Origin of the sequence: Moorella naiadis (nom. illeg.), from assembly GCF_051020825.1 — a bacterium.
In the GTDB taxonomy this organism is placed as follows: domain Bacteria; phylum Bacillota; class DSM-521; order Neomoorellales; family Neomoorellaceae; genus Neomoorella; species Neomoorella naiadis.
Genome location: NZ_JAXGFQ010000015.1, coordinates 26695 through 45259, shown reverse-complemented (window position 1 = coordinate 45259; position 18565 = coordinate 26695). Strand labels below are relative to the sequence as shown.

At 56.7% G+C, this 18565-nt stretch carries 25 protein-coding genes and 1 pseudogene; 2 read left to right on the top strand and 24 right to left on the bottom strand.

Going from position 1 to position 18565, the window contains the following annotated elements:
- Positions 1-60: 60 nt before the first annotated feature.
- Both SDD30_RS10795 and SDD30_RS10790 read right to left on the bottom strand, forming a co-directional pair.
- A complete protein-coding gene (locus tag SDD30_RS10795; protein ID WP_434074928.1) occupies positions 61-1461 on the bottom strand; it encodes a CehA/McbA family metallohydrolase domain-containing protein in 1401 nt (466 codons plus the stop codon).
- 21 nt (positions 1462-1482) lie between these two features.
- The gene (locus SDD30_RS10790; RefSeq protein WP_434074927.1) at positions 1483-2616 is read right to left on the bottom strand and encodes a PRK06851 family protein; all 1134 of its coding nucleotides are present in this window, start codon (positions 2614-2616) and stop codon (positions 1483-1485) included.
- A gap of 233 nt (positions 2617-2849) precedes the next feature.
- On the opposite strand from SDD30_RS10790, the gene SDD30_RS10785 reads away from it, so the two are divergent.
- Positions 2850-3338, top strand: coding sequence for a hypothetical protein (locus SDD30_RS10785; protein ID WP_434074926.1), 489 nt, complete (start codon positions 2850-2852; stop codon positions 3336-3338).
- A 12-nt stretch (positions 3339-3350) separates the two neighbouring features.
- On the opposite strand, the gene SDD30_RS10780 is transcribed toward SDD30_RS10785, so the two are convergent.
- The 19 genes and pseudogenes from SDD30_RS10780 to SDD30_RS10690 all read right to left on the bottom strand — a co-directional run bounded on the left by SDD30_RS10780 (position 3351) and on the right by SDD30_RS10690 (position 16230).
- Positions 3351-3602: a type II toxin-antitoxin system VapC family toxin gene (locus tag SDD30_RS10780; RefSeq protein WP_434074925.1), complete on the bottom strand. Its 252-nt coding sequence runs from the start codon at positions 3600-3602 to the stop codon at positions 3351-3353.
- Between the two features lie 13 nt (positions 3603-3615).
- Entirely contained in the window at positions 3616-3756 is a 141-nt protein-coding gene (locus tag SDD30_RS10775; protein ID WP_434074924.1) for a hypothetical protein, read from the bottom strand.
- Complete coding sequence (locus SDD30_RS10770) at positions 3753-4004, bottom strand: CopG family transcriptional regulator (protein WP_434074923.1); 252 nt, start codon at positions 4002-4004, stop codon at positions 3753-3755. Before SDD30_RS10770 ends, SDD30_RS10775 begins: the two co-directional genes overlap by 4 nt.
- 147 nt (positions 4005-4151) lie before the next feature.
- Positions 4152-4604 carry a type II toxin-antitoxin system VapC family toxin gene (gene vapC / locus SDD30_RS10765; protein WP_434074922.1) on the bottom strand — a complete coding sequence of 151 codons (453 nt, stop codon included), beginning with the start codon at positions 4602-4604 and terminating at the stop codon, positions 4152-4154.
- Positions 4597-4800: a type II toxin-antitoxin system VapB family antitoxin gene (locus SDD30_RS10760; protein WP_434074921.1), complete on the bottom strand. Its 204-nt coding sequence runs from the start codon at positions 4798-4800 to the stop codon at positions 4597-4599. The genes vapC and SDD30_RS10760 overlap by 8 nt, the downstream gene beginning before the upstream one ends.
- A 248-nt stretch (positions 4801-5048) precedes the next feature.
- Positions 5049-5207: pseudogene (locus SDD30_RS10755) on the bottom strand (thiamine pyrophosphate-binding protein); the annotation flags it as partial.
- Complete coding sequence (locus tag SDD30_RS10750; RefSeq protein WP_434074920.1) at positions 5180-5398, bottom strand: hypothetical protein; 219 nt, start codon at positions 5396-5398, stop codon at positions 5180-5182. The pseudogene SDD30_RS10755 and the gene SDD30_RS10750, both read right to left, overlap by 28 nt.
- Positions 5392-5601, bottom strand: a complete 210-nt coding sequence (locus SDD30_RS10745; RefSeq protein ID WP_434074919.1) for a hypothetical protein — start codon at positions 5599-5601, stop codon at positions 5392-5394. Before SDD30_RS10745 ends, SDD30_RS10750 begins: the two co-directional genes overlap by 7 nt.
- Positions 5602-5734: 133 nt before the next feature.
- Positions 5735-6925 carry a nickel pincer cofactor biosynthesis protein LarC gene (gene larC / locus SDD30_RS10740; RefSeq protein ID WP_434074918.1) on the bottom strand — a complete coding sequence of 397 codons (1191 nt, stop codon included), beginning with the start codon at positions 6923-6925 and terminating at the stop codon, positions 5735-5737.
- 119 nt (positions 6926-7044) lie between these two features.
- Positions 7045-7347, bottom strand: a complete 303-nt coding sequence (locus SDD30_RS10735; RefSeq protein WP_434074917.1) for a hypothetical protein — start codon at positions 7345-7347, stop codon at positions 7045-7047.
- Positions 7331-8587 (bottom strand): benzoate/H(+) symporter BenE family transporter, encoded by a 1257-nt coding sequence (locus tag SDD30_RS10730; protein WP_434074916.1) that lies wholly within the window; start codon positions 8585-8587, stop codon positions 7331-7333. Before SDD30_RS10730 ends, SDD30_RS10735 begins: the two co-directional genes overlap by 17 nt.
- Positions 8588-8741: 154 nt before the next feature.
- On the bottom strand, positions 8742-10184 hold the full coding sequence (locus tag SDD30_RS10725) for a hypothetical protein (protein ID WP_434074915.1): 1443 nt from the start codon (positions 10182-10184) through the stop codon (positions 8742-8744).
- Complete coding sequence (locus SDD30_RS10720; RefSeq protein WP_434074914.1) at positions 10184-10804, bottom strand: 4Fe-4S binding protein; 621 nt, start codon at positions 10802-10804, stop codon at positions 10184-10186. Before SDD30_RS10720 ends, SDD30_RS10725 begins: the two co-directional genes overlap by 1 nt.
- A gap of 2 nt (positions 10805-10806) precedes the next feature.
- Positions 10807-11826 (bottom strand): 4-hydroxy-2-oxovalerate aldolase, encoded by a 1020-nt coding sequence (dmpG, locus tag SDD30_RS10715; protein ID WP_434074913.1) that lies wholly within the window; start codon positions 11824-11826, stop codon positions 10807-10809.
- Positions 11823-12701 carry an acetaldehyde dehydrogenase (acetylating) gene (locus SDD30_RS10710; protein WP_434074912.1) on the bottom strand — a complete coding sequence of 293 codons (879 nt, stop codon included), beginning with the start codon at positions 12699-12701 and terminating at the stop codon, positions 11823-11825. The genes dmpG and SDD30_RS10710 overlap by 4 nt, the downstream gene beginning before the upstream one ends.
- Positions 12702-12815: 114 nt before the next feature.
- Positions 12816-13589: a 2-keto-4-pentenoate hydratase gene (locus SDD30_RS10705; RefSeq protein WP_434074911.1), complete on the bottom strand. Its 774-nt coding sequence runs from the start codon at positions 13587-13589 to the stop codon at positions 12816-12818.
- A 27-nt stretch (positions 13590-13616) separates the two neighbouring features.
- The gene (locus tag SDD30_RS10700) at positions 13617-14498 is read right to left on the bottom strand and encodes a molybdopterin-binding protein (protein WP_434074910.1); all 882 of its coding nucleotides are present in this window, start codon (positions 14496-14498) and stop codon (positions 13617-13619) included.
- 78 nt (positions 14499-14576) lie between these two features.
- On the bottom strand, positions 14577-15422 hold the full coding sequence (locus SDD30_RS10695) for a beta/alpha barrel domain-containing protein (RefSeq protein WP_434074909.1): 846 nt from the start codon (positions 15420-15422) through the stop codon (positions 14577-14579).
- Positions 15412-16230, bottom strand: a complete 819-nt coding sequence (locus SDD30_RS10690) for an IclR family transcriptional regulator (RefSeq protein WP_434074908.1) — start codon at positions 16228-16230, stop codon at positions 15412-15414. The genes SDD30_RS10695 and SDD30_RS10690 overlap by 11 nt, the downstream gene beginning before the upstream one ends.
- Before the next feature lie 377 nt (positions 16231-16607).
- On the opposite strand from SDD30_RS10690, the gene SDD30_RS10685 reads away from it, so the two are divergent.
- Entirely contained in the window at positions 16608-17438 is an 831-nt protein-coding gene (locus SDD30_RS10685; protein WP_434074907.1) for an SDH family Clp fold serine proteinase, read from the top strand.
- Positions 17439-17543: 105 nt separating this feature from the next.
- Here the strand turns inward: SDD30_RS10685 and SDD30_RS10680 are convergent, their stop codons facing one another.
- The 3 genes from SDD30_RS10680 to SDD30_RS10670 form a co-directional block, all read right to left on the bottom strand.
- Positions 17544-17888, bottom strand: a complete 345-nt coding sequence (locus SDD30_RS10680) for a spore coat protein (protein ID WP_434074906.1) — start codon at positions 17886-17888, stop codon at positions 17544-17546.
- 12 nt (positions 17889-17900) lie between these two features.
- Complete coding sequence (locus tag SDD30_RS10675; RefSeq protein ID WP_434074905.1) at positions 17901-18098, bottom strand: spore coat protein; 198 nt, start codon at positions 18096-18098, stop codon at positions 17901-17903.
- Between the two features lie 130 nt (positions 18099-18228).
- A complete protein-coding gene (locus tag SDD30_RS10670; protein WP_494517271.1) occupies positions 18229-18462 on the bottom strand; it encodes a glutaredoxin family protein in 234 nt (77 codons plus the stop codon).
- Positions 18463-18565: the final 103 nt, after the last annotated feature.

Genomic DNA, 18565 nt, shown 5'->3' with positions numbered 1-18565 from the left:
TACCTTTCGAATATCAAGTCCCGGGTAAACGAATGGTATTTTCAAGCTTTCCGGGCGCTCTCACCCCCAAGGCCTGATAAAAACAGGCGAGGTCAGGACTTGATCCGGCCCGCTTACGTATAACCAGTAATAGGAAAGCTCTCTCGGAGCCGGCAATTTAAAAATCCAGGTACGTCTTTCACTGGTGCCGGTGGCTTCCCCTTGCCAAACAGGAACTTCACTATTGTTTCCCTGAAAAAGAAATAATTGATGTTTACCGGCGACTACTCCCTGCCAGGCGATCTCGATCTCCATAACCGCCCCCGGCGGCAGAGTAATCAGCGATCCCGGCGGTTGGCCGTTGATTAAAAAATAACCCAGGCCGCCGTGGTGGCTGGCTACCGTTTGGCCCCGGCGCAGGGCCAGGTCCAGCAAGTATTTCTTGACCTCCCAGGGTAACCCGCTCCACCCCTCCGGCAGGTAAATATAGGTTATATAACCCTGGTAAGGCAGTATCTGGTGCCAGTCGCTCCCCGCCCGGGCGGAAGGGAAGAAGCCGGCCTGCGCTACCCTTCCCGCCAGGCGGGCTACCTCGGCCCGCCACAGCTCCAGAGGCCGCGACTGCAGGTCAAAGTGCCATTGCAGGCCGGAGAAAACCTCCAGGCCGCTGTAGTTTACCACCGGTTCGGTTTCCCAGGGCCAGGGCGGCCGGCCGAAGGGATGGGCTATAGTTACCGAGGCGCTAAAGCCCGGCAGTTTATTAACCCGATCAATAATCTCCTGGCCGGGGTCCCTGGCATTCTCCCAGCCCTCCAGGTCCGCCAGGCCGTAAAGAAGCAGGTGACCGGCGCTGTCCCGGGTGGCCAGCTCCAGACCAGGAAAGACCGCCATGATGCCCGACAACTCCCGGCAGTAACCGGCAAAGCCCTCCCAGGAACCGGCAAGCAAATCGGCATGGGGGGTAAAGTAGAGGGCGCGGTAGCCCCTGCCGGCTAGTTCCTTTACTATGGCCGCCGGTGGCCAATGGCCGTCGTCGTGACAGGCGTTATGCATCTGCAACTCCACCGGCTGCCAGCGGGGATGAACCGGCAGGGGGGCCACCAGGATCGGGGTTTCGGCCCGGTAAACGCGACCGCCAAAGGAAACGAATTCTAATTCCAGGGTATGCCCACCGCCGGCAACCTGCAGAGCCGGCAGGCCAGCTGCTTTAATAAACAACCATGAGCAGGGGTAACGTTTATCCCCTGCCGCCAGGGTCCGCAGGAAGGCCACGGGGTCGGCGGTAGCGGCCCCGGCCGGTAAGAGGTAAACCGGCAGGACCAGGGGAAAGATAACATTGTAGCGGTCGACGGGACGGCTGTCCAGCCATACGCGCCGCAAGCGGAGGTGCCGGTGCGACCCCCGGCCCCAAGCACTGACCGGGATGGCCCACTGGCCCGCCCCCGGTTGCCAGCGTAAAAATTCAGGTAGGATAATCTGCATCCGCCTAATACTCCGCTATATTTACGCCTGACCCAGGACCTCAGCCGCATAGCCCAGGATGCGCTGGAGGATCTCTTCCCGTTTGTAGTCAATGGCCTCAAAATTCATGGCCGGGATATAGTAGCCCTCCATGTGGTCATGGGTGATCTTTGCCTCGCGGATATGGGCGATGGCCCGGTCCAGGGCAGCCTGGTAGCGCACGACGGCGCTGGCAATCTCATTACCGTAGAGATTTAAATGCTCCCGATCAATAAAGCGGTTTAAATCCAAAGCCATGGCCACCTGAAGATTGGGCATGGCCTGCAGGTCGATAGCGTGGGGTGGCTGCCAGTTCATAACCGCCGCCTGGATCTCCGGGATTATGACCATGTCAATATTGTTGGGGTCGAAGGGACAGTGGTAGACCTCGGTATTCAGTCCCTTTTCGTTGGCCACCCGGGCTACCGTGGCCAGAATCCCCGGTACGCCGCTGCCCGGGTCCCCTGCTACTGTATACAGCCGTTGCCCGTCCTGGAGCAGGGTTTCCAGGTTGCCGGTTACCAGGCCGCGGGGGGTCAGGGCGGTGGCAAAAAGATGGCGCTCCCTGGCCGGCTGGTTATAGCGGGACCTTACGCCGGCAAAAATAGCTTCGAGGAGCTCGGCCTTGGCCTGGTAGACCCGGGGCCAGAGCATGCTCTCGGTCACGTAGCTTTCCCACTCGTCCCGGATGACCTTAGCTTCCTTCAAAGCACTGTAGGCGATACGGTACAGGCGACTGATGCGCTGGTTATCCTGGAGGACCTCTTCCTTGCTGGCCCGCACCTTACCTTCATCCCAGTAATCGCCCAGGTGGATAATCTCATCCACAGCCCCGGGGTTCTTGGGGTCAACGATGTGGGGAGCCGTACCGTCGATAATGGCTACCCGGATCTTGGGGATGACCACGCCGTCCAGGGATTCGTTATCCGAGGAACAGCAGTGAAACTCCACGTCAAAGCCCCGCTCCAGCATGGCTTCACCAATTTTGCGCATAAAGGTCGACTTCCCAACCCCCGGACCTCCCTTGACGATAAAGATGCGGGTGGCATCAGGTTCAATAATAAAATCATAGAAAGAATAGAAACCCATATAGGTATTCCCACCGGGAAAAACCTTTTTTAACTTGCCCCTGGGCATGGCTGTCCCTCCCGTGCCAGCCTGATTCACCTGCATGACCGGCTACTATACATGTTATGCGGCCGGAAGCAGGATTTTCAGGGGCGGCGAGAGGAAATAAATGGGATTAACAAGAGCACCTCAGGGGCAGACTGATGCCCGCTCCATAATTTCCGGAAAAGTCCCCAAAGGCTGGTTCCGGTTTACCCCCGGAGATAACGCGGGAATTTAGAAAAGTAAACGGAGGGTGCCCTTTGGACATCGGTGAAAGCCTGGTCGGTTCCTATTTTAAATACGTCCTGGGTTGCAAGATCGTGGTCTATAACTGCCACCTGGACGACAACGGTGAACTCGATGTCGTTGCCCTGGACCCGGAGGGTAATAAAATCTACCTCTGCGAGGTAGCCACCCACCTGCGCGGGCTCCTCTATGGTGACAGCAACGCTGCCACCGTGGAGCGGGTCAGCCATAAAATCAAAAGAGCGGCTGCCTTCGCTGCCGCCAACTTTCCTGACCGGGAACCCGTCTTTATGCTCTGGGCGCCGGCCGTTTCCCGGGGCCTGGTCCAGGACCTCCTCCGCCTCCCGGCAAATACCGGTACCCGGGAAATTATTATCAAATTTATTTTCAACCGTGACTACACCGCCTGCATCCGCCGCCTGCGGGATATCGCCCGGCAAAACATTAAAACCACCGACGAACCGGCCTTCCGGCTGCTGCAGATCCTGGAGCACCTGCGGTGAAGCAACCGGTTTTCATGGCAATATGGTAAAACCGGCTACTTTAAAATGAATATTAAAGGCAAAAGCTTCTTCAATCCCCCCACGTTCCATAACTTTAAACGAAACTACATCGGTCAAGGAGAAGGTTTGATCGTCGAACTTGCGTAATAGTTTCACAGCTTCTGTTGTAATATCTGAATCTATATAGACAACCTGAATTTTCAGTGAGGTACTTATTTTCTCCCACCAGCCCAGCGCTACATCCAGACCGCTATCGAGGCGCAATAAAACATAGGTTTCAGCAGCCCAGATTAGTCGTTAGAAGCTGTCCATAGTTTTTCAATGCTTTTTTATAAAAGGGGACCGCAATGGTATGGTACTGATCCCGGCGGTTGACTACTGCTACCCAGGCCGAAGTATCTACAAACAACTTCTTCACTCTTTCCAGGTCTCCCTTTCCCGTAGAACGAAATAGTGATCATGCCTTTGAGCCATATCGGGAGTTTTTCCCGTTCCCATACCGATAATATCCAGGGCTGGATCCTCCCCACCTAGATCTTCCTCGAGACCGCGGTAAAGATATTTTCGCACCAGGTCGGACTTGGATACCTTTTTTTTCTTCGCCACCTGCCTTAACCGTTCATGAACTCTTTGGTCCAGATAGACCTGAAAAGGAACCTTATTCATGAGATACACTACCTCCAAATGGGTCTTCATGTTAATATTATACATGAATATATTCCTTTATGCCAGCATACCTTTATAATCGCCCAGTACCTTCCGCTCATTATGTATAAAATGGAGGTGCGGGGGGATGAGTATGCTGGCTGAATATCAATTTACGGAGGCGCGCAAGGACTTTTCCGGCAAAGGTTCATCCAGCGGCGGTACAACCAGGGTGATTAAAGCGGGCTCGGCCCTTTTGATCATCTCGTAATGGCGGTCATGATGGACCAGGATATACCTGTGCAGAAGCGCCGAGCTGGCAATCAAAACGTCTATCAGCGGCAGATTTAGCCCCTGACGCCGCAAGGTAAAATTCAGGCGAGCCGCTTTTTCCCATACCTCATCCTGGCGTTCCAGCATTGCTACGGCATCGAGCTCCCTCTGCAACCTGTTAAACTGCTTTTCACTGATCGCTCCTGAGAGGATTTCGGCTTTAACAGGGGGTACAATAGCTACCTTCTCTTGTAGCAGAGATGCCTTAAGCCATTCCCTCGCCAACGGGTTGCCCCGGCGGTGCAGAGCTTCAATCCAGGTAGAGGTGTCCACCAGGTATTTATTCATCGCGTCGCAACTGCTCCAGTCCTGCCTGGGTCAGGTTAAGGTCCAAAGTGCCCAAACATGAGGCCAATTCTTCCATCTTCCGGCGGTGAACAAACTCGGCTAAAGCCAGGTTAACGGTTTCAGTCATTTTCTTGACATTGGCCAGGCGCATAGCTTCTTTGAGCAGCTGACGATCGACATATAATGTCGTCCTCATTATACATCACCTCTTGACATATATAATAACATAAACCCGGAACAAAACAAAGGGAAGGATACCTGAAAAACCCTAAATGCCTTTGTCCTGCTATTATAGTTGCCCTTAGGTTTTAATCGGGGCAGCAGTTAAGATGTAAGCGGATGGCATTATGTATCCTCCAACCAGTGTGGAAAAAGACGCTAAAGAAAAAGGCGCCTATCCTCCCCTGAGAGGTATAGACGCCTGCGCAGGCTAATAGCACATTCCCCTGTCACCAGGTTGGTGGCCCCGGGGCCGGTGGTGGCCAGGCAGAGGCCCGGTTTGCCTGTTAGTTTGGCGTAGGCGTCGTCCATATAGGCCGCACATTGCTCGTGCCGGACTAATTTACCTGTAGTAGCTACACCCGAATCAATTCCCGCGGGTATTCCGTCAGGACCTCATTCTTATCCTCCCCGACGTAAATGACGTCTGTTACCCGTGGCCCACCGATGCCGGTACGGTAGATAGTAGGTAGCAGTAAATCTACCACCATACCGGCCTCGATAACCTCCTCCAGCCCTTTACCGATAATGGGGTAGAATTCCGACTGGCGCAGGCCGACGCCGTAACCTACCAAGTCCAGGTAGCTATCACCATAGCAGCCTTTGCCACTACCTCCCGGGCGGCAGCGTCCACCGCACCGGTGGTAACCCCGGGCCTTAAAGCAGCTATCGCCCGGCCCGGGCCTCCAACAAGACCTGATAGACCAAGCAAATCCAGGTTTTCTGCGGCCATTAATTTTTGGGCTTTCTCAAGGCGATTAGCGAAACGAGCCGCCATGCTGAGCACCTCCTGCAGAACTGCCTGACGCCGGCAGCCTTTTACCTCCCTGGTCTTTATTGCCCTTCCGTGCTTATGGTAGCACTAAAAAGCCAGCCCTCTGACATGTCGAGATTTTTAAAGTAAAAACACCTCACTGTACCTCTACGGCCCGGGCGGCAGCCATGGCGGCGGCGTAGACTTCCTTCACAGGAACACCGGCGGCCAGCGCGGCCCGGCGGCAGGCTTCGTATTCCGGAGCAACGTTGGTGATTGCTCGGCCATCGGAATCATGATAAACTCCCAATTTGACAGCGACCGGCCCATAGGGAGTTAGAACTTCAATACTCCGCCGCCGGCAGACCAGGCGCCGATCACGGCGAAAACGCAACCCCAGGGTGCTGGAATGGGCAAAAATGGCTGCCGCCACTGCCGCCAATTTATTCTCCGGACAAAGGGCCGTAAAAAGGATACCAGGCCGGCCTTTCTTCATCTGTACCGGGGTGAAGAAGGCATCAACAGCACCGGCAGTCAACACCTGCTCCATAAGGGCGGGAAAAAACTCGGGGTTCATATCGTCGATGGTTGTTTCGATAACCAGGCTGCTTTCTTCCCCTTCTAGTTGCCCGCTGTTAACCTCACCCAGGGCAAGGCGCAGGAGGTTGGGATGGGAGAGCAGGGTTTTACCGGCGCCAAAACCGACGCTGGTCAAATTCATGGCCGGGAAAGAGCCAAAACTCTCAGCAAGGGTGGTGATCAGGGCTGCACCGGTGGGGGTTACCAGCTCGGCTTCATCATCAGTGCCGTAAACTGGGTAGCCCTGGAGCAAGTAAAGGGTCGCCGGTGCCGGTACCGGCAGCTTGCCGTGATGGCATTCGACCCAGCCGGAACCCAAGGGCAGGGGTGAGGCCATAACCTGCTTAATACCCAGCAGGTGCAGTCCCAGGACGGTTCCTACGATATCGATAATGGCATCGACGGCCCCGACTTCATGGAAGTGAACCTTTTCGGGAGCAATGCCGTGTACCTTCCCTTCTGCCTGCGCTAGGCGCCGGCAGACAGCCCCTGCTTTTTCCCGCACCAGAGCAGGCAGCGGGCTGCCGTCAATCAATGCCAGGATATCTTCCAGGTGGCGGTGGGGCTGGCGACCGGATACCTTTACATCTATGTCTATAGCCGCAATACCCTGCTGCTGGACTTCTCTGGCTTCTAATTCCCATCCCTCCAGGGCCAGGCCTTTTAATCCTGTCACCAGTTCTTCCAGAGAGAGGCCGTTGGCCAGCAGAGCCCCCAGGCACATATCACCGCTGATACCGGAAAAGCATTCAAAGTAGGCGATTTTCATCTTTCTGTACCTGCCTTAAGCTCTATTTTTGTCCGCCCGTCCTTCTGGGTTAAGCATGGTATTCATGCTCCCGCTTGGTAATTCTCCCGCTTATCGTTATATAAGACTTCACCTTTTTGCTAAATATATACGGCAAAATTGGAGCTCGACATTTGGCCATGGTGGTAGTAATCATCTGCTCCGGCAAAAACATAGAATTCCGTGACCCCTAGCCGGAAGCTTTTAACGGCCGCTTCCATGCCGCGGCGGGCGGCCGTCGCCGCCCGCCGCAGGAGTTCCACTTCCACGGGTTCTTTAATGGAGCGATGGCGATAAAAGAGATCGCTCCCGGTAAAGCTGGCCTCGTCCCGTACTTTCTCAATCCGATTAATATAACGGGTCGTAACGGCTATCAATCCATTAAAATCAATTATTACTCTCAAAGTCCTTTGGTTCAACCAGCAAGGAAACAATCACCCCGCCAATCAGGGCCCAAAATGGAGCACTAATCTTCAATACGGTAATCCCCGACATGGCGATAACCAGAGCAAAGAATGCCCCTACCTTAAATTTTTTCGATGAAAAGGCCATTTCAAAAGAACTTACTAGGACGCCGATCATAGCCAGGCCAGCCAGGAGAGATACCAGGTCCGCTGGCAAAGCCTTGACAAAAGGTACGGCTACGCTGGCAACAAGGCCAAAAGCTCCAAAAGTAATGCCATTAACGATACTGGCTGCATAGCGACCGTTTTTATCTTCTCCTGCTTCACTAGAAGAGCAGATAGCCGTCATGGGACCGGCAATATTGGCATTATGCCCACCGAAGAAAGATGTCACTATACCGCCAATGCCGCTGGCAATGGTCATCATATTAATAGGAGGTTTATACCCTTGGGCCATGAGGACGCCGATGGCCTGGGCGTTTTCAGCACCGACCACCAGGGCCGCCAGGGGAATACCAATGGATAAGAGGGAGCCCAGGCCGAACTCAGGCCAAAATACCTGGGGAGCAATCCACTGGACGTTGACAGCCGAAAATTTAAAACCGCCAAAAAACAGGGCCGCGATTACCCCGGCTACCAGGGCTCCCAGGACAGGTGACACCTTTTTTGTTAACCGGGACATAAGAAAGTAGACCAGCAGGCCAATACCGGCAATCAGGGGGGACTTTTGGACCGAAGTGACAATCCCGGTACCAAAGCGGATCATTGCCCCGGCAATCATAGCCATGACAATTGGTCCTGGCAGCCAGCGCATGACTTTACCGATGAGGCCGGAAATACCCAATAAGAGTACCAGGACGCCGGCTATAAAATAGGCACCTACTACCTGGTTAAAGGGGAATAAAGGTAGGGCAGAGGCGAGCATCACCGCTCCCGGGATCGACCAGGCGCCGTTGATGGGCTGTTTGTAGTAACCAGCCAGTAATACGCCCAGCAGGCCACCAAAGAAATAGATGGAAAAGAGCCAGGAGATGGTCTGGGCCTGGGTCAATTTACCGTTGGCTGCGGCATTCATCACAATCAAAGCCGGACCGGTACAACCAAAGACAGTGGCAATGATGCCTGCCGTGATGGTATTAACATTCAAGTGGCGCGGTAGGTCGCCGAAACCAGAAGCATACCCGGGGCCGGGTTCAACCAGGCTACTCTTCCGAGGTGTGGGGGCTTTAGCAATTGCCATAAATGGACCCTCCTTCAGAAATTTTTCTGGCATAGCATTTATTACCATTAATCGAAAAAACTCGAGGGGAGCGGCATCCTCCGGGGAGAATGCCGCCTACCCCACCCATGAAACTCTAGACCGGGCAGGGACATGCCCTTGCACCGCTCAGAAGTTACGCGCCCTGCTTTAAGACCGACATATCCACGCCGCGCTGGCGTAGCCATTTGGGTAGGAGTTCGTTGTCCACCCGCTCGCTGACTGCCGGGGCTTTCTTAAGCAGCAGCTCCGCCAGGGGTTCGCTGACGTTGATGCCGCCCATGGCGCCGTCGAAGATAATGACCTTCCTTGTACCGGTGGTTTTATAGGCGAACTCCATGGCGGCTTCCGTGCTTTCCGCCACCACCGCGTGCTGCATATAGGTCAGGTTCTGGGGGTCGCGGTTGAAGAGGTCCGCCTGCTCCTGGCCCACTACCACCGTGGGGATGTGCTCGCTGAAGAAGGCGCTGGGATAACCCGTCCAGGCGTAGTTGTGGACGCACATCTTGATAGCCGGGTTCACCGGCGGGATATCATCCAGTAAGGGCCGCCCGGCCTTGCCGTAAAAGGCTTCCGTGTACCAGGTATAGGCCGGCAGGGGCATATCCAGGTCGTAGAGGTCCGTGTTGGAACCGGCAAAGTTGGCGTATATCACCCCCGCTGAGAAGACATAGACCACCGGGCAGGGGAAATCCAGGGCGGCAATGCACTCGTCGATCTCGCCGAAGAGGGTCATCATCTTGCCGTAGTAACGGCAGCCGATCCGGGTTACCCGGTCGTTCAGGGCGTAGAGGTCGTTGTCGGCGTCGACGCCGGTGATGCCGTTGGGCGCCACCGTCAGGAAGGAAGCAAAGGCGAACTTGCTCTGGACAAAGGGCGAGTCAAAGATGGCCCTGGCCGTAAAGTTGGCCGCCCGGGGACCCAGGTTCTGGTGATAGGTGGACCGGGTCTCAATGCGGGCGTAGGACATGCCGAAGGGTTTTACGGCCCGGTCTACCTGGCGGTGGAAATGGACCTCCCGCACGTCGCTGTTATGGGCGTGGACGATCCAGTCCGCATCATAAGCCTTGCGGAGGCCATAGAGGGTTCCAACTTCCGTTTCGATGGGTATCCCCTGGTCGATGGGGGCCACGCCAATGGCCTTGCCGCCGAAGTGTTTATCCAACCCGTAACGCTTGATATACTCTTCCGTCTCCCGGAAGCGCAGGCCCACCCCGGCTCGCAGGCGGATATTTTTACACCCCGTCCGGGTTTCGATAACGTCTTTGAGGGTCTTCAGCATTTCGGCGTAGGGTTCGCCACCCAGGAGCGTGAAGCCGTGATGGGAGGCCAGGATATTGACCGAGTGTTCCGGCTTAATCTTGCTCATATCGATTTTAGCCAGGGCTGCTTCCGTGGCTTTCCTTACAGCAGCCACTCCCTCGGCGCCGGGATAAATTACTTCCGGCAGGTCGGGAAAGAGTTCTTTTAGCAAAACTGAGGTCATACCCGGCAGCTCACTGACCCTGGTTTTTACTAATGACGGATCAATGCCGTACTGGGACTTCCTTGGGGGTAAAGGTGTGATCGGAGGACGCATCAGAAATCCCTCCTTCCCTGTACAGGTGCTGCCACTACCCGGTCTAGCAGCTTGATGTCCTCGTCGAAGTAAAAGCCCCGGCTGGCATACTTTTGTTTAACTCCTTCGGGAATCTCCCACACCGTTACTGTCCGGCCGTACCACTGCCAGCCATCTTTAGGCGGTTCAGGTTTAATGCCGGCAGCTTCCAGAAGACGCAGGATGGGCTGGATACATTCAACTTTACACCCTGTTCGGGTCCCGGTAAGGAAGGAGACTTCCTCTGGCGACCTGGCCCCCTGTAAAATGGCGGCAGCAACTTCTTCGGCCCGGGTGGCAGTACAATAGCAGATAATCTGTTCCGGGTTAAGTTTGGCCCGGCGGCAGAGTCCTTCTATCTGGCTATAGTCGACGGCGCTGACATCTACTTTGACCACAACCGGCTGCTCGCGTTTCACCATGGTAATAGCGTAGTCCGGGCAACGTTGCTCACAGGCGGCACAGCCGCGGCAGCGTTCTGCATCAACGATAGCTTTTTTGTTTTCTACCTTGATGGCCAGTACCGGGCACACCTTTTCACAGGTTTTACAGCCCCGGCACTTGCCGGCATCAACCACGGCCAGCAAATTAACTACCTTCAAACTTAAGCTCCTCCTTTCCCTTGTGCCAGTTGATAAGCTACGTCGACAATCATGTCTTCCTGGCCGCCAACCATCCGCCTCCTTCCCAGTTCTACCAGGATGTCCCGGGGGTCAAGGTGGAATTTCTCCGCCGCCCGGTAGGTATGCAATAGGAAACTGGAGTAAACACCGGCATAGCCCAGCATGAGCGGGGCGTTACGCACTACCTGGGGCCGGTGCATGATAGGCTCGACGATGTCTTCAGCCACATCCATGATTTTGTAGAAATCAACACCAGCCCGGTACCCCAGCTTGTCCAGAACACCAACTAAAGCCTCTGTCTGGGCATTGCCGGCCCCGGCTCCCAGGCCCCGCAGGGCTCCGTCCAGATAGGTCGCCCCCGCTTCTAAGGCGGCCAGGGAGTTGGCCGTGGCCAGGGTCAGGTTGTTGTGGGCATGAAAGCCGACGGGAATCTTGACGGCTTCGACCACGGCACCCACCCGCGCCTTGACGTCTTCCGGTAACATGGCTCCGGCCGAGTCGGCGACGTTGATATAGTCGGCGCCATAGGACTCAAAGAGTTTAGCCTGCTCGACCACTTTTTCCGGTGGCACCATATGGCACATCATGAGAAAACCGACGGCCATCATCCCCATTTTCTTGGCCAGGCCGATGTGCTGCTCGCCGACGTCGGCTTCGGTGACGTGGGTGGCCACCCGGACGACTTTAGCGCCACAGCCGGCTGCCAGCTGCAGGTCTTCAATGGTGCCGATGCCCGGCAGGAGCAGGACGGTTAGTTTCCCCTTCTTGATAGCCCCGGCCGCCGCCCGGAGCATCACTTCATCGCTTAGGGTGGCCCAGCCGTAGTTGTAGGAAGAACCGGCCAGGCCGTCACCGTGGGAAACCTCGATATACTCCACCCCGGCCGCGTCCAGACCGCCGGCAATGGCGGCTACCTGCTCGGGCGTAAACTGGTGGCTGACGGCATGGCTGCCGTCGCGCAGGGTGGTGTCGACCAGGTGGATAAACGTGTTGGCACTCATGCTACCACTTCCTTTGCCAGCAGCATTTGCTGGGCTATTTTTTCGGCTGTAGCCACGGATGCTGAGGTAATGATGTCCAGGTTGCCGGAGTATTTAGGGAGGAAGTCACCGGCCCCTTCGACCTGGATAATGGTCGTTACCTTATCGCCATCGATCAGCGGTGGCACCCGCAGGTGGTAACCGGGTACGTAGGCCTGGATCTCTTTTACCATTTCCTCTACCGAAGCGCGGATAGCCCTTTCATCCACCCTTTCGACCTTGACGTAGACGGTGTTGGTCATCATGATGGGGGGTTCAGCCGGGTTCAAGATGATAATGGCTTTGCCTTTCCGGGCCCCGCCAACGACTTCCAGGGCTTTGGCCGTAGTCTGGGTGAACTCGTCGATGTTCTGGCGGGTGCCCGGCCCGGCGCTCTTGGAGGCGATGCAGGCGACAATCTCCGCATACCTGGCCCCGGCCACGCGGCTGATGGCGTAAACGATGGGTACCGTAGCCTGGCCGCCGCAGGTGACCATATTGAGATTGGGCTCGGCTTTGACCTGGTCCAGGTTGACACAAGGTACCACGTAGGGACCTACTGCCGCCGGTGTCAGGTCAATGGCGATCTTGCCGGCTTCTTTTAAAAGCGGCGCGTGCTGCAGGTGGGGCCTGGCCCCGGTAGCGTCGAAGACGATTTTTATATCCTCCTCGGCCAGGACGGCCTCCACCCCCTGGATAGAGGTCTTGATACCCATCTGGCGCGCCCGTTTGATGCCCTCGGACTCGATGATGCCGGTCATAAGGGCCATCTCCAGGTGCTGGCTGCGCAGGATCTTGTACATCAGGTCGGAACCGATGTTGCCCGGGCCGATGACGGCCACTTTTACTTTGTCCACACTCACATCCCCTTGTTAACATAATGCTATATATCTGGTGGTGGCGGGTTGCTTTTAGGCACTACTTTATGCCATGCGCTTTTAAACCACAGATATGCGCCTGGTAACTCTACTCTAAACAAACCTCAGGTTTAGGCTCCCCAGGCCGTGGAAGGAAACGGTGAAGACGTCGCCAGCCTGGGCGTTCTCGGCGGCGGTGACGGCTCCGGAGAGGATGATCTCCCCGGCTTCCAGGGCGATGTCGAAGGCAGCCAGCTTGTTGGCCAGCCAGGCTACGGCGGCCGCCGGGTGGCCCCAGACGGCGGCTCCGGCGCCGCTGCTCACCATCTCACCGTTCTTTTCCAGGACCATGCCGATCAGGCGCAGGTCCAGATCTTTGATGGGGACCATCCGGCTGCCCAGGACCAGGCGGGCGCTGGAGGCGTTGTCGGCAATGGTATCCGGTAGTTTAATCTTCCAGTCGCGGATGCGGCTGTCGACGATTTCGAAGGCCGGCATAATGCCTTCCGTGGCCCGGTAGACGTCAGCGATGGTTACCCCGGGGCCTTTGAGGGTGTCTTTGAGGATGAAGGCCATCTCGCCCTCGACCCGCGGCCACAATAGCTCTTCCCGCCGGCAGGGCTCGCCTTCCAGGAGGAGCATATTATCCAGCAGGTGACCGTAATCAGGTTCGTTAACTCCCAGCAGCTGCTGCATACCCTTGCTGGTCAGGCCGATCTTTTTACCGATGACCTTGCTGCCGCGGGCGATCTTGGTTTTGATACCCTCGAGCTGGATATGGTAGGCGTCTTCTACCGTCAGCTCCGGGTAGGTCCCGGTAAGGGGTTCTAGCGGCCGGCAGCTGGCTTCGGCTGCCAGGAGCTCGGCAGCTATGGCCTGGTAATTCATGTTGGTAACCTCCTTTGAAAACAGGTTCTAACTGACCATGCTGCGCCAGCGTTCCCGGAGGGCGCCGGCGATATACTCGGCCAGGTGGGCGCCTTCCAGGCCCTGCTCTAAGCCGGCCAGCAGCCGGTCGCAACCCAGGCGGGCCTCCTCGTGGGGTCCGGGCAGGGCTACCAGGCCGGCCTGCCCGACCTGGCCGACGGCGATGCGCACTCCCTCTTTGTGGTGGCGGCGATAGTCGGGTTTAAACTTCAGGATCCAGGGGGTACTGGCCTCCGGGTCCAGGCGCAAGATGGCTTCGACGCTAAAGTCTTTATCCTCGGCGCCGACACCGCCGGTGGTGATAATCAGGCCGTAGCCTTCCTCCAGGGCTCCTTCCAGGCGGTTGGCTGCCGCGACGACGTCATCCGGCAGGATACCGCCGAAGCGGGCCTGATAACCGGCCTTTTCCAGGGCCGCCAGGATATAGGGTGAGTTGGTATCTTTAATTTTCCCGGCGATGACCTCGGCCCCGGAGGCAAAGACCATGGCCCGCCGGGCCACGGCCTGGCTGATATCCCTCGCCAGGGTTGCCGACTTTTCCAACACCCGGGCGGCCTCTTCCGGTTCCAGGGCGATGAGGCCCAGGACGCCTTCGGAGTGGACGGCCGCCTCCGGCCCCAGGGTTACGCCGGGCAATCCGGCCAGGTGTCGCAGGATTTCCCCCTCTTTGCCGGCTACGGCTTCGGCTTTTACCCGGCGCCTGAGGATGTCGAAGGCCACCAGGCCTGGGCGCACGTCGACAACCATTACTTCTTGCGCCAGCAGTTCCAGGGCGGCGGCGGCAACGGCGGCCACCAGACCTAAATCAGCGCCAGCCAGGTCGATGTCGTCGATCCAGAAGGTTGTTTTCTCCAGCAAATCCCATTCCATGGGATTTCTCCCTCCTTTCCCTTACCAATGCTCCATTCTGATCCTTTCCAGTTGAAATCATAGGAAATTGCCATGGTTTTATCTGTTTTTATCTATCTGATTGTTGCCTTGCACCGGCTTGACCTTGACCTGCTCGACATCCAGGCTCAGGTCCAGCAGGGGCGCATCAATGATGGCCCGGCCAACGTCAACGATGTCGGCGCCGGTGGCGATAACCGCTTCCAGTTCCTCCTGGGTAACGCCGCCGGCAAAGGCTATCTGCACTTGCTCCCGCCACCCGCCGGACCGGGCTACGGCCACCACTGCTTCCAGGTCCCGCAGGCTCCCGGTATCCACCATCAGAATGCCCGCTCCCGCTCTGGCGGCCGCCACAGCCTCAGCTGCAACCGGTTGGCGTTCACCCCGGAGCTGAACAGTGATGATCCTTTCCGGGTCGTAGGCCCGGGCCCGGGCGACGGCCGGGCCGACACCGCCCAGGAGGCGGACGTAGTTTTTGTCCAGGTAGATAAAGGGCCGCTCAGTGATGCGCACCCCGGCCCCGCCGGTGGCTATGGCCCGGCGCAGGTCAGGCCTTATTTCCGGGGCTACTTTCTTCCAGGCACCGCAGACTATCTTCAGGCGCCCGGCGGCCCGGCGGACAAAAGTGGCTGCCGCCGTGGCTACCCCGGAGGGCTTGCCGATAAGGCCGGGGAGCATTTCCTCAGCCAGGATGATTTCTGCCGCCCGGCCCCGGCCACGGAGGAGGCATCTTCCCGGTTCCAGGGTTTCTCCTTCGGTGACCAGGAGCTTAGCCTGAAGGCCCAGTTTAGCCGCCTCCTGTTCCAGCCGCCCGGCTCCGGAGAAAATCCCCTTTTCCCGGGCCGTTATCTTGAAAGTAAACTCCTGCCCCTCCAGGGGGGCAAAGAGGAATTCCCTAAGCTCCACTGGCGTCACCTCCCAAAGCGGGCCGGTAACCCAGCCCGGCGGAAATCTCCGCCGCCGTCCGGGTAAGATGCTCGATGGCCAGCTGCATCCTTTCCCCTTCCATCCTGGCGGCCGGACCGGAGACGCTGATAGCGGCACAGACCTGGCCGTTGTGATCCCTTAGGGGCGCGGCCACGCACCGCAGGCTCTCCATGATCTCTTCATTATCTACGGCATAACCTAGTTGCCGTATCCGGGTCAGCTCTGCTTCTAACCGGTTTAAATCAGTAATGGTGTTTTTGGTATAACGGGTTAATCCTTTAGCGGCGACAATCTGCCGCACCCGGGCAGGATGCAGGTAAGCCAGGAGAACCTTACCTACGCCGGTGCAGTGGGCCGGCAGGCGCATGCCCACCTGGGAAACAATACGCAGGGATTGGCGGCTCTCCCGCTTATCAATATAGAGGACTTCGCCTTTATCCAGGATAACCAGGTGCACTGTTTCCTCGAGTTCTTCTACCAGGTGCTGGATATAAGGGGCTGCCACCCGGCGGACGTCCCAGTTGTTGGCAACGGCGTTACCAATTTCGAAGAGGTGGACACCCAGCCGATAGCGACCGTCGAAGGCCGATTGCTCGATGTAACCGAAGTCCCGCAGGGTAGAGAGTAGCCCGTGCAGGGTGCTCTTGGGCAGATCCAACTCCCGGGCTATCTCGGCCAGGGACATCTCCCCCTGGCGGGCCGCCAGGAGATCCAGGATCATCAAAGCCTTGGCCAGGGAGCGAATCTGGGGCGAGCGGTTTTGCTTCTCCGGTTTTTTTACTGTCATTGGGAATGGCCTCCATTCGGCTATTTCGAATAATGTTCGTTGATTTAAGTATACAATATTTAATGCCGCAAAACCACCCTAATACGGCTCGCAATATTCGACATAACCGAATGACGTTCCCCTTTTACTTTACATGTTAAGAATTCGCTATTTTATTTGGTATTCCTGCTATACCAGAAGCCTTTTTGTTCGGCATAGTCGTAAATTTGACGAGTATAATGAATGGCTGTATTTAACTCCAGGTAAAAATAACACCTCCCCGGTGCTCTCCGTAAACCTCTGGCATATATTGGTGCCAGGAGGGAATAATAAACTGACAACCTCCCACCTCTAATTTTGCATTTCTCACATCTCATTTTGAAGGAGGTTTCCCGGCCGTGGATTTCCTGAATATCATCTGGATTATCTTCTTTATCATGGCTTTCTTGCCCATGCTGCACCAGCGGCGTATCGAAGCTACCCGCCTGCATCTCATCAGGACCTTTGAAAGAAAGCGAAACTCCCGCCTGGTTACCCTCATCCACCGCCAGGAGGCCTTGAGCCTCCTGGGTATTCCCCTGAGCCGCTATATCAACATTGAGGATTCCGAACAAATCCTGCGGGCCATTCGCTTAACACCCGAAGATATGCCCATTGACCTGGTTCTGCACACCCCCGGCGGCCTGGTCCTGGCAGCCGAACAGATCGCCCACGCCATCTTAAAGCACCCGGCCAAAGTAACCGTCTACGTGCCCCACTATGCCATGTCCGGGGGCACCCTCATCGCCCTGGCGGCCGATGAGATTGTCATGGACGAAAACGCCGTCCTGGGGCCGGTGGACCCCCAGCTGGGTGAGTACCCGGCCGCCTCCATAATCAAGGTTATCGAGGAAAAGGATAAAAATAAAATCGATGACCGCACCCTCATCCTGGCGGATATCGCCCGCAAGGCCATGAAGCAGGTGCGGGAGAGCCTGGTAGAGCTTCTGGCGGAAAAAATGGAGAGGCAGCGGGCCGAGGAACTGGCTACGACCCTAAGCGAGGGTCGCTGGACCCACGACTACCCCATTGGTGTCGAAGAATTAACCGCCATGGGGTTACCGGTAAAAGCCGGCCTGCCCCGGGAGGTATACCAGCTCATGGAACTCTACCCCCAGCCGGCCGGCCGCCGGCCTTCGGTCCAGTACGTGCCTCTCCCCTACAGCCGCCGGGAGGGGCAGCGGGGCTAGTTTACCGGCAGGGAAGCCGGCTTTCAGAGAAAGCACCGCGACAGAAGCAGTCAAAAAGTAACCCCCGGAGATCCGGGGTTTACTTGAGCTTCTATCCATTGCCGGTTAAATCCTGTACTGGGGTATGCCACCCATGCCGGCTTGCCCCATATTGAAGCCACCCGTCATACCGCCCTGCTGCAGGCGCTGGTGCTCCTGTTGCATCCTTTGGGACAACTGGCTAATCTCCTGCTGGTTGGCCATATCGAGCTGGTACCAGCCCCGGGCGTGCATAACATCCCAGACTGCCTTCAGGCAGTTCTGTTCATCCTGGTAGACGGCCATAAAGTCCCGCCGCAGCTGGTCATTGGCGCTTTCGGTAATAGCGGTATTGTAGCAACTGGTCAGGAGCTTCTCGCTAGCCAGGCAATCACTGCAGATAGTTTTGTCGTCAAATCCCTGAATAGGCATGTACTTCCCTCCCTACATCATTTGCTGTCCGCCCAGGTGGCGGATCAGGGTGTTGTAATGGCGCTGGTGGGCCTGCTGCACCGACGTGAGGACATTCCGCAACTGGGGATCGGTACACTGGGCGGCAAAGGCTCCGAACTTCTGGATCATGAGCATCTCGTTGCTCAAGTTCTCCCGGAGCTGCATGAGCTCCGCCTGGGTCAAACTCATACGACAGCCTCCTTTGCAAAAATCTATCAACCGCTCATCATTTTTCCCTGCCGGCATCAATCTATGCACCTTAGGGCGGCGCGAAAAAGTAAAAATTGGCCGGGGCGTGGCCCCGGCCAGTACAAAATTTTTAGTGCAGGATCCGTTGCAGGCGCGTTGCATCGAAACCGACCATTACCTGGCCGTTTACCACCAGGGTGGGCACCGCCGTCTGGCGCGTACGCCGGTACATCTCTGCGCGGGCTTGCTCATCCCTGGTAATGTCCTTTTCTTCGTAACTAACGCCGTGCTGGGAAAGATACTCTTTCACCGCGGCGCAGCTGGGTCAGGTCGGTGTGGTATAAACAACAACATTTTCCGGCATTGTTAAGATTAATTGCACCTCCCGGTGACTTTTTAGTTAGTCTGCCGGGAAATGCGAATAAATATGCTCGTAGGCCTTATTCCAGGCCCGGTTATAAGTACTG